Genomic DNA, 14268 nt, shown 5'->3' on the forward strand with positions numbered 1-14268 from the left:
CATGTAACGCGAGACACCATAGAATTATTGCATGTTTGACAACGAGCGGTAACCGCCGAGGGCAGAGGGCAACTCTTATGTACACTTCTGTACGTTAGTGTTCAGTAATGGACGACAGTGAGGAGATAGCACCAGCGGTCCAGTCGATTCTCGACACGGCGCGGGAGCGCGGTGGCGGCGGCGACAGGGTGTCGGTGTCGCCCCGGTCGCTGTCCGACGCCTTCGACGCGGCGGCGAACGACGGGCGGACGCCAGTTATCGCCGAAATCAAGCCCACGAGCCCGACCGCGGACGGCGAGCGGGCCGACGACCCGGTCGCGCTCGCAACACAGATGGTCGCGGGCGGCGCGGCGGCGCTGTCCGTGCTGACCGAGCCGGACCACTTCGGCGGGTCGGCGAGAACGCTCGAACGGGTTCGGGACGCCGTCGACGTGCCCGTCCTGCGGAAGGACTTCATCCTCCACGAGGAGCAACTGGACGTCGTCGAGGCAGATGTCGTCCTGCTCATCGTCCGCTTTCTCGAAGCCGACGGGACTGACGACCTCGCGGAGCTCCTCACGGCCGCACGCGAGCGCGGCTTCCAGGTCCTCGTGGAGGCCCACACCGCGGCGGAGGTCGAGAAAGCGCTCGACGCTGACGCGGACGTCGTCGGCGTCAACAACCGCGACCTCGCCGAACTCGATGTGGACCTCGGCACGTTCGAATCCGTCGCGCCCGAGGTTCCCGACGGCGTCACACTCATTGCGGAAAGCGGCATACAGACAGAGGACGACGCCACGCGGATGCGCGACGCCGGTGCGGACGCGCTGCTGGTCGGTTCGGCCATCATGGACCACGGCGCGGCGACGGACGTGGAAGCGAACACGCGGCGACTCACACACGCGGAAACTGATGCAGTTGAGACGACCACAGACACATGAGTACTGACGACGCACACGACCCCAAGTTCGGCGAGTACGGTGGACAGTACGTGCCCGAGGCGCTGATGCCAGCCATCGAGGAGCTGACCGACGCCTACCAGCGGTACGTTATCGAAAACGAGGACGGCTTCATGGACGAGTTCCGCGAGCGGCTGGCCGACTTCGGCGGCCGACCGACGCCGCTGCAGTACGCGGACCAGCTCTCGGCCCGATACGACACGGACGTCTACCTCAAGCGCGAGGACCTGCTCCACGGCGGGGCTCACAAGCTGAACAACGCCCTGGGCCAGGTGCTGCTGGCGAAGTACATGGGCAAGGAGCGCATCATCGCCGAGACCGGCGCCGGTCAGCACGGCACGGCGACGGCGATGGCGGCGGCCCACCTCGATATGCCCTGTGAGATATACATGGGCGAGACCGACATCGCGCGCCAGCGCCCCAACGTGTTCCGGATGCGCATCAACGGCTCCGAGGTCAACCCCGTCACGGTCGGCCGCGGCACGCTGAAGGAGGCCATCTCCGAGACGATGCGTGACTGGGCGACCACCGTCGAGAACACCCACTACGTCATCGGGAGTATCGTCGGCCCGCACCCGTTCCCGAAGATGGTGCGGGACTTCCAGGCGGTCATCTCCGAGGAGGCCCGCGAGCAGGCCATCGAGAAGACCGGCGGGCTGCCCGATACCGTGCTGGCGTGTGCCGGCGGCGGCTCGAACACGATGGGGACGTTCGCCCATTTCGTCGAGGATACCGACGTGGACCTCTACGCCGTCGAGGCCGGCGGCTCTTCCCTGCAGGTCGACGAGGCGGAGGGCGTCGCGCCCAACTCCGCGACGCTGTCGACCGGCGACGAGGGCGTGCTCCACGGCGCGCGCACGAAGCTCCTGCAGGATTCCGACGGCCAGATAATGGAATCACACTCCGTGTCCGCGGGGCTGGACTACGCCGGCGTCGGTCCGGAACTGGCCCACCTGGTCGACGAGGACCGCGTCACACCGGTCAACGTCGACGACGACGCCGCACTGGAGGCGTTCCACCGCCTCTCCCAGGACGAGGGTATCATCCCGGCCCTGGAGACGGCCCACGCCTTCGGCTACCTCGAAGAGCACCACGACGAGGTCGGCGACACCGTCGTCGTCAACGTCTCCGGCCGCGGCGACAAGGACCTCGAAACGGTCATCGAGGAGACCAGCAAACGGGACCTCGACATCGCGCCTGATATGTCCATTTTTGAGCGAGTCGGCGGGGGTGGCCTCTGATGGGGCTCGAACGCGCCTTCGCAGGCGAACCCGCCTTCGTCCCGTACCTCGCAGCCGGCGACCCGAACTACGAGGCCTCGCTGGAATACGTCGAGGCGCTGGCCCGCGGCGGGGCCGACGTCATCGAACTCGGCCTGCCGTTCTCCGAGCCCATCGCGGAGGGAAAGACCATCCAGAACGCCATCGTCCGCTCGCTGGAGGCCGGGATGACGCCCGACCGCTTCTTCGAGTTCGTCGAGGACCTCGACGTGGACGTGCCGCTGGTGTGTATGACCTACTACAACCTCATCTATCAGTATGGCTCGGAGCACGGTCCCCGGCCGTTCGTCGAGAAGGCCGCCGCGGTGGGCATCGAAGGACTCGTCGTCCCGGACCTCCCCGCCGAGGAGGCCGGGCCGCTCCGCCGGGCCTGCGACGAGTTCGGTCTCGACCTGGTGTTCATCGTCGCGCCGACGACGAGAGGCGACCGGCTCGAACGGATGCTCGAACAGGTGTCGGGCTACGTGTACGTCCAGGCGCGTCTGGGCGTCACCGGCGCGCGCGAGGACGTGGACGACGCCACCGAGGAGTCGCTGGCGCGGCTCTCCGACTGGGACGTGCCCAAGGCCGTCGGGTTCGGCATCAAGACCGGCGCTCACGCCGAGCGAATCGTCTCCGCCGGCGCTGACGGGGTCATCGTCGGCTCAGCGCTGGTCGACATCGTCGCCGAGGGCCACGAGAACGGCGAGCCCGTCGACGCGGTGGCCGACCGGCTCGAAGCCAAGGCTCGCGAACTCAAAGCGGGGGCGCTCCGGGGGGCGTCAGAACGACCGCAACCGGAACGCACATAATCGTACTTGCCACACTGTCTCATATCATGACTGCAGGCAAACGCGCACGACTCGAACGCATCGGGACAGACGACACGTACGTCATCGTCCCGATGGACCACGGCATCACAATGGGGGCCGTAAAGGGTCTCAAAGACATCGAATCGACCATCGACGCGGTCACCAGCGGGGGCGCGGACGCCGTCCTCACCCAGCGGGGCATCGCCGGGCGGGTCCATCCGAACAAGAACGACGCGGGCTACATCACGCATCTCAACGGCTCTACCACCATCGGGCCGGACGAGCAGGACAAGCGGACCACGGGGACGGTGACGGACGCCATCCGTGCCGGGGCCGACGCCGTGTCCTTCCACATCAACGTCGGCAGCCAGTACGAGCCCGAACAGATCGAGGAGCTCTCCGAACTGACGACCGAGGCCAGCCAGTACGGCCTGCCGGTGCTGGCGATGGCCTACGCCCGCGGCCCCGACATCGACTCCGAGGACGAGGACTACAACCAGTCCGTCGGCCACGCCGTTCGGCTGGCCGAAGAGCTGGGCGCGGACATCGTCAAGACCGGCTACACCGGCTCCGCCGATACGTTCCAGCACGTCGTCGAGTCCACGTCGCTGCCGGTGGTCATCGCCGGCGGCTCGAAGGGGACCGACGAGGAGACCGTCCGGATGGTCCGGGGGACGATGAACGCCGGGGCCGCCGGCGTTTCGATGGGTCGCTCTATCTTCCAGCACGACGAACCGGAAAAGATTGCCCGCGCCGTCTCCGCCGTCGTCCACGACGACGCCACCACCGAGGAGGCGCTCCGCGAGGCCGGACTGGCTGTCGAGGTCTAGAGGCCAAACAGCGACCGCATTCGCGCGCCGAGACCGTCACTGGTGGCATCCGAATCACTGTCGCCCGGGGAGTCTGACGGCGAGTCAGCGGTCGGGTCGGTGTCGGATTCCGACCCGTCGGCTTCTTGCCGGTCGTCCGTGTCGGATTCCGATTCGTCGGCTTCTTGCCGGTCGTCCGTGTCGGATTCCGATTCGTCGGCATCTTGCCGGTCGTCCGTGTCGGATTCCGATTCGTCGGCATCTTGCCGGTCGTCCGTGTCGGATTCCGATTCGTCGGCATCTTGCCGGTCGTCCGTGTCGGATTCCGATTCGTCGGCATCTTGGAGGTCGTCGGTATCGAACTCCGATTCGTCGACGTTCTGCGGGTCTCCAGTCTCAGACTGTAGTTCGTCGGCATCTTGGAGGTCGTCGGTGTCGGATTCCGATTCGTCGACATCTTGCCGGTCGTCGGTGTCGGACTCCGATTCGCTGGCATCTTGCAGGTCCTCAGAAACCGACTGCGGTGTCCCGGTGGCCGGCTCTGGCTCGTCGCCACTCTCCTCCGCCCCGTCGAGCGGTGCTGGTTCGGTGTCGACCAGAGCCTCTCCGTCGATTACCGACCCGGTTTCGGTCTCGTCTTCGGTGGCCGCTGTCTGCTCTTCCGAGACGGGTGACTCGTCGGCGTCGGTCGGTTCTGCGTCGTCGTCCCGGTCGTCAACGCCGTCTTGCTCGGGCGGCACTGGACCGATGAGGTCGCTGTCGTCAGCGACTGTGCCCGGTGGGTGAACTTCCAGGCCACCGTCTGTCGTCCCGGCCTCGGCGGGCTCGGCATCCGGTGCTGGCTGTTCCACTTGCCTGTATGTCGGCACTGCATCGTCCGGGACAGAATGGGTCGCGACTGCCGTGGAGTCGACCGACGCCTTCTCGGTATCGACGAGCTGTCTCGAAATCCGCTTGTAGGCAATCGCGGCACCGCTCCTGGGCGCGTTCTGGACGGCGGGTGTGCCGTTGTCCTGCGAGTGCGGGACGGCGTCGTCTTCCGGGACGTGTCCGAGCAGTTCGACGTCGAGAAACTCCGCTATCTCGTCGGCACCCGGCGACGCCCCCGTCCCGGATTTCGTGAGGACGAGTCCCCGCACCGGGGCGTCGACCCGCTCGGCGAGCTCCTTCGTGTTCGAAACGTTCCGGATTGACGCCACCCGCGGCGTCGAAATGAGCAACACGTCGTCCGCGAGCTGGAGCGGTCGGATCGTCTCCTCGCTCAGTCCCGCCGGCGTGTCCAGCAGGACGACGTCGTGGTGCCACCGGAGAGTCTTGACGATGTCGGGTAGCAGGTCGAGGTCGGTGTCCGCGTACCCCTCAAGCGTGGTCCCGCTCGGAACAATTGACAGGCCCACGTCGGTTTCGTACATCGCGTCCGTGACCGATGCCTCGCCAGCGAGTACGTCGTGAAACGTCGGGTCCTCGTCCGTGTCGATGTCGACGTCGAGGAAATCGACGAGGTTCGCCATCGCGAGGTCCATCTCCACGACGACGGTCGAATACCCAGCTTCCGCCAGCAGTGTGCCGAGGTTTATGCTAGACGTCGTCTTTCCGACCCCCCCTTTCGCCCCGGCTATCGTGTAGACATGGTTAGTAACCATTTGTAGGTGGAAAGTACTGTCTGACTAGATAGGTAGTAATATTCATTGATAACTCTACTGGTCAACATTAATTACGATAATTGGAAAGCAATAAATAATGATAACCCCGTTAGGTGGTCGGTACATCCAGGAAACCCAGTGGATACACCGCCTGTGATACGCATGTCACGTCGCTCGCTGGACTGTCTGCCAGCCGACAGTCCGACCCGGGTTCCGCCACGTTCAAGCCCCGCCGTTGCGGACGTGGGCGTATGACTCGAAGCGTCTGGCTCAAGGCCGACAGCGAGGTCGGTGACTGGGAGACACGGAAACGGCGGGTAACCGCCGGCATCGAGGCCGGCGTCGACTGGGTACTTGTCGACGAGGATGACGTCGACCGCGTCTCGGAACTCGGCGAGATAAACATCGCCGCGTTCACCAACGGCGACGTCCACGTGATGGAGGCCGAGGCGGAGGAATCACAGGCCGATGCGACCATCGTCGGGAAAGGCGGCGAGGGCGACGGCACGGTCGACCTCCCGTCTGATTTCTCCGGCTCCGCGGACCTCTCGACGCTCCGGCAGAACGGGGCCGCCCCCGACGGCGGCTACGTCCGCATCTTCGACGAGGACTACGAGGCGTTCGCCGAGGCGGTCGCCGCCGAAGCCGACTTCACCATCGTCATCGGCGAGAACTGGCAGATCATCCCGCTCGAGAACCTCATCGCCCGCGTCGGCGAGGAGACGGACCTCATCGCCGGCGTTCGAACCGCCGAGGACGCCCGGACGGCCTACGAGACGCTGGAACTGGGGGCCGACGGCGTCCTGCTGGACACGGACGACGTCGACGAGATACGCAAGACCGTCGAGGTCCGCGACGAGATGGGCCGGGAGTCACTCGACCTGGAGTACGCCGAGGTCACGGCTGTCGAGCAGACCGGCTCCGCCGACCGCGTCTGTATCGACACGGGCAGCCTGATGGAACACGACGAGGGGATGCTCGTCGGCTCGATGGCCCGCGGCCTGTTTTTCGTCCACGCCGAGACGGCGGAGTCGCCCTACGTCGCCTCCCGGCCGTTCCGGGTCAACGCCGGCGCGGTCCACGCCTACGTCCGGACGCCCGACGGCGGCACGAAGTACCTCTCGGAGCTCCAGTCCGGCGACGAGGTCCAGATCGTCGACGCGAACGGTCGCACCCGCGAGGCCATCGTCGGCCGCGCGAAAATCGAGAAGCGCCCCATGTTCCGCGTCCAGGCCGAGACCGAGGACGGCGACCGCATCGAGACGCTGCTCCAGAACGCCGAGACGATCAAGGTCCACACCCACGACGGGCGAACCGCCGTCACGGACCTCGAACCCGGCGACGAGGTCCTCGTCCACCACGAGGACACGGCGACACACTTCGGCGAACGGATCGAGGAGAGCATCATCGAGAAGTAAGCCGGGTTCGGGTCGGCACCGACCTCGACGGCCGGGCTACTGCTGGTCCGGTTCGACCGGCTCCAGTTGCGTCGTACACCAGTGACAGAAGTCGATGTCCTGGTCGAGTTCCTTCCCGCAGTTCGGACACGTCGTGCCGGCTTCGACCTCCTGTGTCTGGTTCTCCTTGACCGCGACCCAGTAGGCGTCGACGACGTTGAGCGTCGTAATCACGACCGACCCGATCGTCACCTCGGTGGGTCTGGACTGATACGACGACGAGATAGCGTCTATGGTCAGATCAGTGACGGGGTCGATAGCCCCGGTGACGACGAACAGTACCGACAGCGCAAACAACAGCCCGAGCCACAGCAGTCCCCGCCCCCATTTGCGGAGATAGAAGTGTCCCAGCCCAGGGAAAATGAACGCAAGCACCACGGCCAGTAACGGCCGCTTGCGTCCTGTTTCAGTCATACTCGGCGAATCTGTCTCGCATACCCCTATATCTTCCGAAGGATTACTCTCCGGAGGAAATCCCCGCGGTAGGCACAGGCCAGTCTCAGGCGTCGCTCTGTAGCTGTCCGACCAGCTTCCGGAGCGTCGCGAGGTCGTACTGCCCCGGCGCGGTCGCGTCGGCGGGGTCGACCGGCGCGTAGCCGATGCGGGAGCCGTACAGCGGGGCGACGGCTCTGGAGTGGCGACCGGCCGCACCCATGCACATCGTGGCGACTCGCTCGCCTCCGGCAGTCAATTCGCGAGTCGCCCCGAGCATCGCCAGGACGTCGTCCGGCGACCGGGCCGTACTCGCCATCTTCCCTACGTCACCGCGAGCACAGGCTCGCTCGAGTCGGCTCACGATCGCATCACGGTCGGGCGTCGACTCGAAGTTGTGCGTCGAGACGACCACGGACGCGCCGCGGCCGTGGGCGGCGTCGGCGACGCGTCCGGCGTCGTGGTCGCCGGCTCCCTCCAGTGCCGCGAGTTCGAGGTCGACGGCCGCCACGGCGTCGTGTTCGAGCGCGGCTTCGAGCGCGTCGAGTCGCCCCGCGGTGTCGGCCGCCTCGCCGCCCTCCCAGGTCGGCCGGTTCGTGACGAGTACCGGGAGGTCGCCGTCGTAGGCGTCCAGCTGGGCCAGCGGCTCGTCGGCGAAGTCCATCCGTAGTTCCAGCCCGTCGGCGTCGGCGCGGGCGGCCGGCGCCACCCCGAGGTCGTCGGTGGCGGCGAGCAGGGTGAACGACTCGAAGTCCATACCTCGGCTTCGACAGACCCCCACAAAAAGCCGCCCCTACTCGACCGGTTCGTGGACGGCCCGGAAGCCGTCGTCGGTGGCCGTGACGGAGTCGACCGCGTAGAGCTGAATCCGTCGCTCCTGTTTCGTGTTGACGGCGAAGTCGTACTGTTGGGCCTCGTAGCCAGGCTCCTTGCCGTCGGCGCGCCGCTGTTTCACCCACGAGCGGTGGTCGGCGAGGCGCTCCCGGGCGATGGTCCGAGAGCGTTCCGGGGCGGTGGCGACCCGTTCTTCGAGCGCCGACAGCAGGTCCGGGTCGCGGTCCACACCCACGGAGTTCCGGCCGGCGACCATCGCCGCCAGCGTCGTCGTCCCGGTGCCGAGAAACGGGTCAAGTACTGTATCGCCGTACACCGAGAACATCGAGATGAGTCGATAGGGCACCGTCAGCGGGAAGGCTCCCGAGCGGTCCCGAAGTCCGTCGTCGAGGTCCTGGGTCTCGCCGGGGAGTTCCCAGAGGTCGGAGAACCACTCGTTGCGTTCCTCCCAGAAATAGGCGCCCTCGTAGCGACGGTCAGCGCCCGGTTCCAGGCGGCGGCGTTCCCCGTTGCGGAACACGAGGATGTGCTCGTGTTCCAGGGTCGGATAGGCGTTCGGCGGGACCATTCCAGAGCCCATGAACTTCGCGCCGCTGTTGGTCGGTTTGCGCCACAGGATGTCCGGCAGCGCGCGCAGCCCGTGGTCGGTCAGTCGGTCGGTAATCTCGGCGTGGTTCGGATAGGAGCGGAAGCCGTCCTCGAGGGACCGCGTCGCGTCCCCGACGTTGATACAGGCGATACCGCCCGGAACCAGGACGCGTTTCAGCTCCGCCCACACCGAATCGAGCACGTCGTGCATCAGCGTGAACGCCCGGTCGCCGTCGCCACGGTCAAGGGCCGCTCCGATGTCCGGGTCCAGTTCGGCGAAGATGTCGTCCCACATCTCTATCATCGGATAGGGTGGCGACGTCACCACCAGTTCGACGCTGTCGTCGGGACATTCGAGCGTGCGGGCGTCACCGGTTCGAACCCGGTGTGTCGTCTCCATACCGGTCCCAGCGGACGGGACGACTCTAGTCTTGCGGTTACTGGCCGGCGAGTCCGCTCACTGTGCGGTCGATACTCGGAAAAGCGCCCGCGCCACCGATACCTGAGAGGGTTACGCGACGGGGAGGTCCTGCTCGGCTTCCAGCAGTTCGTGGTAGCGGTTGCGGATAGTGACCTCGGAGATGTCGGCGACCTCGGACACCGCGGCCTGCGTCGTTTTCTCGTTGGTCAGCAGAGCGGCGGCGTAGACGGCGGCGGCAGCGAGGCCGACCGGCGACTTGCCGGAGTGGACGCCCTGTTCCTTGGCGTTCTGAAGCAATTGGCGGGCGCGGTGTTCGGCTTCGTCGGACAGTTCCAGCGAGGAGGCAAACCGCGGGACGTAGCTCTCGGGGTCGGCGGGGCGAACCTCCAGCGAGAGCTCGCGGACGACGTAGCGGTAGGTGCGGGCGATTTCGCTTTTCTCGACGCGGGAGACCTCCGTAATCTCGTCGAGCGAGCGCGGGACGCCGGCCTGTCGCGCGGCGGCATAGACGGAGGCCGTCGAGACACCTTCGATGGAGCGGCCGGGGAGCAGGTCCTCGTCCAGCGCGCGGCGGTAGATGACGCTGGCCGTCTCGCGGACGTTCTCGGGCAGTCCGAGGGCGGAGGCCATGCGGTCGATCTCTCCGAGGGCCTGCTTGAGGTTGCGCTCCTTGGAGTCCCGGGTTCTGAAGCGCTCGTTCCACTTGCGCAGGCGCTGCATCTTCTGGCGCTGTTTGCCCGACAGGGAGTTGCCGTAGGCGTCCTTGTCGCGCCAGTCGATGTTGGTCGAGAGCCCCTTGTCGTGCATCATGTTCGTCGTCGGCGCGCCGACACGGGACTTCTCGTCTTTCTCGCTGGAGTCGAACGCTCGCCACTCCGGGCCGCGGTCGATTTCGTCGGACTCGACGACGAGCCCACAGTCTTCACAGACCGTTTCGCCGTGTTCGTCGTCGATTACGAGCGAGCCACTGCACTCCGGGCACGCTGTGCTCTCCGATTCCGTCGACTCCGTCGTCTGTTCCTCACGCTGCTGTCGCGTCCGTGTGTGTTCACTCATTGGTTGCGAAGGCGGGTGCTCACCGGGCGAGAGACATCACAGAACCCGGAGGCAGTCGGTAACACTGTATTCGAACGAAAGTTATTAAATCCTTTCGGTATTGTGATAGAGACCGGCGATACACGTCACGAAACCCACGTTTGTGCATCAGTCGCATGACCATTCATATAACCAAAGGCGGACGTTTCCCCGTCGACTACCCGACCATCGAATAAAACGAGTCGTTCAGCGACTGTTACTATCGGTACTCAGACGAGCGGAAAACGGGTGGCAACCGTACGCACCGCTGTAGAGTATTCCCGCCGGCCCGTGCCCGGCCAAACCGGGAACCCGCTACGACAGTCCGTCTCAGTCGTTCGTTTCCGGTTCGATCGCGTCGGCGGACTGGGATTCCTCGACGGCCGTCGTCAGCGAGACGTTGAGCCAGGCCATCGACGCGACGCCGCCGATGATGGTCACGACGTTCTTGACCGCGTGGTCGACGATGGCGACACCGATAGCCGCAGCGACGCCGACCGGCGTCAGCGACGCGACGATGACGGTGAACGCCCCCTCGTAGAGACCGACCCCGCCGGGCGTCAGCGGCAGGACCTTGGCGAGGTTACCCACGCTGACCGCGAAGAAGCCGACGGCCACCAGCGACGGTGTCAGGCCGTAGCCGAACGCTTCGAAGACTATCAGCGCCGTTATGACGTCGAACGTCCAGATGAGGAGGCTCCCAATGCCGACACGGGTGAAGGCCGACCCGTCGGCGGCCACGGTCTGCACGTCGCCGACGAACCCTTCGACGACGTCGGCGACGTAGTCGGCGTAGGAGTCACTGCTCAGCCGGCCGATGACGGCCCGGACGAGGTTCCGGTCGGTGCGGGCGCTGGCGACGATAGCCACCACCGCTCCGATTGCCGCGAGGCCGACACCGGCCGCGACGGCGACGGCGGTCCGTCCGCTGCTGGCCGCGTCGCCGCCGACCGCGTCCCCGGTCAGCGCGGTTACCAGCTGCTCGGCCGACCCGGTTACCGCCAGTCCGATCATGACGACGCCGGCAAGCAGCGTAATCGTCAGCAGGTCGAACACCCGCTCGACGGCCAGCGACGCGAATCCCGAGGGGTACGGAATCGAGCGGCGGGCCTTGATGACGTACGCCCGGACGGCGTCACCGGCCCGTGCCGGGAACACGAGGTTCCCGGTCTGGCTGACGAATATCGCGCCCGTGAGGAAGCTCCACCGCTCCCGATACCCCATCGAGACGAGGATGTCCCGGTACCGGATGCCCCGGAGCGGCCACGAGACGGCGTAGACGACCGCGCTCAGCGCGACGGTTTCCGGCGCCGCGCCCGCCATCTCCGCGAGGACGCGGTCGGGGTCGAGATACTGTGTCATCAACAGGAGGGCGACGACGACGAGCATCGTCCCCGCGCCCAGCGACACTTCGCGTGTAATCCGGGGACTGACCGACAGTTCCCAGAACGTCCGGAGTATCTGGCTGCCCATGCCGAACACGTCCCGGACGATGTCGACCTTCGAATCGCCCCTGGGCGTCCAGTCGACGGGGAACTCCGTCACCCGGTAGCCGTTGCGCTGGGCCTTCACGAGCAGTTCCGTGTCCCAGAACCAGTGCTCGTCCTGGACGAGGGGCAACAGCGTCTCCAGTGCCCCCCGGTCGAAGGCCTTGAACCCACACTGGTGGTCCCTGAGGTCAGACCGGAGGAGCGTCCGGACGAGCGTGTTGTAGCCGAAGCTCGGAACCCCCCGCTTCGCAGGCCTGTCGGCGCGGTTCTCCGGCAGCCAGCGCGACCCCGTCGCCACGTCGTAGCCGTCGACGCGGACGGCGTTGACCAGTTCCTCCAGATGCGACATGTCCGTCGCCAGGTCAGTATCGAAATACACCAGCGTCTCGCCGTTGGCCCGCTCGAAGGCGTACTCTAACGCGCCGCCGCGGCCCAGCCGGTCGTCGCTGTGGACGTGCCGGATACGGCTGTCCTCGTTCGCGAGTCGCGTCGCTATCTCCGGCGTACGGTCCGAACAGCCGTCCTCCGCGACGATGACCTCGTACGTGTCCTCGGGGAGAAACGAGGCGAGCGTCTCGAGGGTCGTCGAGACCGTCCGCTCGATGGTGTCTGCCTCGTTGTAGGCGGGGAGAACGACGCTCACCTCGACCGCAGTCATACGCTCTTGGTCATCCCCGGAGTGAAAAGTACTTTCCGTTCGATAGGCTGACGGGTTCGGACGACCGTTAGTCAGCGCCTTCCTGGGACTGGGCGGTCGCGAACCGCTCGATAGACGCGACGTCGACGTCCCCGACCGACTCGTAGGGCCTGTTTACCACCACGTCGCCGGCGGTGCTCCGGCCGATGCCGGGAATCGCGGTGAGTTCGTCCATCGACGCGCTGTTGAGGTCAAGCGGGTATGGGACGCCGGTGACCGACCGGTAGCCGTGGTCGGTGACCGCGATGTCGACGACGGTGCCGAGTTCGCGCTCGCCCGGGATGCCGACCAGCAGCGGATAGGTGCCCAGCTGGCGGCCGAATGTCTTGCCGTCCTGGTGGTACTCCAGATGCACGTCGGGCAGCACCGTCCCCGGCGGCGCGACCCGCTGGAGCATCGGGTTGTCGATGGTCTCCCGGACCTCCTTCTTGTACTGCTTGAACAGTTGCTTGTGGTCCCTGGCGATTTCCGCGCCGGTGTCGGCCATATCGGTCCCCTCGAAGGCCATCACCTGCCGGATGTTCACCCGCCGGAGCATCAACCCCTCGTCGTACACCCGCTGGAGGAACCGCTTGTTGTGCTCGAATGTCTCCCGCGTCTCGCCTTTCAGCCCGTGGACGAGATTGATTCCCGGGAGGAGTTTCGGGAGCCTCCGGGCGGCGTCGTCGCCGAAGTTCGGAGCAGTGTCCCGCGCTCGCGGCGATGCCGCTCGCGTATCCGACCCGCTGCGCGGGTCGCCGTCTCCCCCCGGTCGCCAGCCAGCCACCTCGTTGACGATTTTCACCGCCTCGAAACACTGGTCGGCGGTGACGTTGAGGTTGTTGTCGCTCATCACGTTCGGGTCGGCCGACTCCAGGCCAAAGGCGGCGGTGTCGCCGGGCGTGTTGTGCTCGGCGATGACCCGGATTCCCTCGCGGGCCTTCTCGGGCCACTTCACGACCGTGATGGGGTTCATGTTGTCGAGATGCAGCGTCTCCAGGTCCGGCGCGACGTCGCGGATACCGCCGTAGAGCCGTCGCAGGGCGTCGGGGTTCGGTGCTTCGCCGTCGCCGCCGTAGGCCAGGATATCGGCCTGCCGGCCCAGCCGGAAGTGCTTCACCCCGCGGTCCGAGAGGGCGTCGACCTCGTCGACGACGCTCTCGGGCGGCCGGAAGTCCGGGTTGCCGTACATCGGCTCCGTACAGAAGGAACACCGGTACGGACACCCCCGGGAGGTCTCCATCTCGCAGATGAGGTACTCCGGGTGGTTCGGGTGCTGTTCGACGACGAACGCCCCGGCCCGCGCCCAGCGGGTCTCCTCCTCGATGTCCCGGTAGCGGTCGTTGAACCCCTCCAGGCCGGAGTCGACGAGGTCGAACACCGCGGCCTCGGCGTCCGCCATCGCCAGGAAGTCGAAATCGAGGTCGTCGCGGGCCGTCTCGCTCGCGCCCTCGTTGGCCTCGCCGACGCCGAACCGGACCGGCCCGCCCATGATGGAGGTGCCGTTGGCCGTCCAGGCCAGTTCGCGCACCTCGTCGGGCTCGGCCGGCGTCCCGCCGACGTACTTGCCGGGGACGGTCATGCCGCCGACGTACACCAGCAGGTCAGCGCCCTCAACATCCCGCCAGACGGCGTTGTCCTCCCGGAGTTCGTCGATGGTGTGATACGTTATCTGTTCGCGGGGGACGCCGGCGTCGACGAGCGCGCCGGCGGCGTACCGCGGGTACGTCGAGATGTACGGCGGTACCCCGAAGTGTGCGGGCTCGTCGACGTAGCCGTCGACGATGGTCACGTCGAGCGTCTCGGGGTCAGTCATACCCGTCGCTTGACGTTCG

12 protein-coding genes are annotated in these 14268 nt (G+C 66.4%); 5 read left to right on the forward strand and 7 right to left on the reverse strand.

Annotated features, from left to right (window positions below; all coding sequences use genetic code 11):
* Positions 1-107 precede the first annotated feature (107 nt).
* Genes trpC through KZ498_RS15035 form a run of 4 tightly spaced genes read left to right on the forward strand, consistent with a single transcriptional unit; the run spans position 108 to position 3839 of the window.
* A complete protein-coding gene (trpC, locus tag KZ498_RS15020) occupies positions 108-920 on the forward strand; it encodes an indole-3-glycerol phosphate synthase (protein ID WP_312619842.1) in 813 nt (270 codons plus the stop codon).
* Entirely contained in the window at positions 917-2179 is a 1263-nt protein-coding gene (gene trpB, locus KZ498_RS15025) for a tryptophan synthase subunit beta (protein WP_312619843.1), read from the forward strand. Before trpC ends, trpB begins: the two co-directional genes overlap by 4 nt.
* Positions 2179-3009 carry a tryptophan synthase subunit alpha gene (gene trpA, locus KZ498_RS15030; protein WP_312619845.1) on the forward strand — a complete coding sequence of 277 codons (831 nt, stop codon included), beginning with the start codon at positions 2179-2181 and terminating at the stop codon, positions 3007-3009. The genes trpB and trpA overlap by 1 nt, the downstream gene beginning before the upstream one ends.
* Positions 3010-3035: 26 nt before the next feature.
* Positions 3036-3839, forward strand: a complete 804-nt coding sequence (locus KZ498_RS15035; protein ID WP_312619846.1) for a 2-amino-3,7-dideoxy-D-threo-hept-6-ulosonate synthase — start codon at positions 3036-3038, stop codon at positions 3837-3839.
* Here the strand turns inward: KZ498_RS15035 and KZ498_RS15040 are convergent.
* On the reverse strand, positions 3836-5461 hold the full coding sequence (locus tag KZ498_RS15040) for a P-loop NTPase (protein ID WP_312619847.1): 1626 nt from the start codon (positions 5459-5461) through the stop codon (positions 3836-3838). The genes KZ498_RS15035 and KZ498_RS15040 overlap by 4 nt on opposite strands.
* A 251-nt stretch (positions 5462-5712) precedes the next feature.
* Here KZ498_RS15040 and KZ498_RS15045 point away from each other — a divergent pair, with 251 nt between their 5' ends.
* Positions 5713-6879: a 3-dehydroquinate synthase II gene (locus KZ498_RS15045; protein WP_312619848.1), complete on the forward strand. Its 1167-nt coding sequence runs from the start codon at positions 5713-5715 to the stop codon at positions 6877-6879.
* A 36-nt stretch (positions 6880-6915) separates the two neighbouring features.
* Here the strand turns inward: KZ498_RS15045 and KZ498_RS15050 are convergent, their stop codons facing one another.
* From KZ498_RS15050 to KZ498_RS15075, 6 genes are all read right to left on the reverse strand, one after another.
* A complete protein-coding gene (locus KZ498_RS15050; RefSeq protein WP_312619849.1) occupies positions 6916-7332 on the reverse strand; it encodes a zinc ribbon domain-containing protein in 417 nt (138 codons plus the stop codon).
* 85 nt (positions 7333-7417) lie between these two features.
* Positions 7418-8107, reverse strand: coding sequence for a type I 3-dehydroquinate dehydratase (locus KZ498_RS15055; protein ID WP_312619850.1), 690 nt, complete (start codon positions 8105-8107; stop codon positions 7418-7420).
* A gap of 36 nt (positions 8108-8143) precedes the next feature.
* Complete coding sequence (locus tag KZ498_RS15060; RefSeq protein ID WP_312619851.1) at positions 8144-9172, reverse strand: site-specific DNA-methyltransferase; 1029 nt, start codon at positions 9170-9172, stop codon at positions 8144-8146.
* 111 nt (positions 9173-9283) lie between these two features.
* Positions 9284-10249, reverse strand: coding sequence for a transcription initiation factor IIB family protein (locus tag KZ498_RS15065; protein WP_004591241.1), 966 nt, complete (start codon positions 10247-10249; stop codon positions 9284-9286).
* A 348-nt stretch (positions 10250-10597) separates the two neighbouring features.
* A complete protein-coding gene (locus KZ498_RS15070; protein ID WP_312619855.1) occupies positions 10598-12415 on the reverse strand; it encodes a flippase-like domain-containing protein in 1818 nt (605 codons plus the stop codon).
* A 67-nt stretch (positions 12416-12482) separates the two neighbouring features.
* Positions 12483-14249 carry a radical SAM protein gene (locus KZ498_RS15075; RefSeq protein ID WP_312619856.1) on the reverse strand — a complete coding sequence of 589 codons (1767 nt, stop codon included), beginning with the start codon at positions 14247-14249 and terminating at the stop codon, positions 12483-12485.
* Between the last annotated feature and the right edge of the window lie 19 nt (positions 14250-14268).

The sequence above is a fragment of the Haloarcula sp. 1CSR25-25 genome (genome assembly GCF_032027985.1).
In the GTDB taxonomy this organism is placed as follows: Archaea; Halobacteriota; Halobacteria; order Halobacteriales; family Haloarculaceae; genus Haloarcula.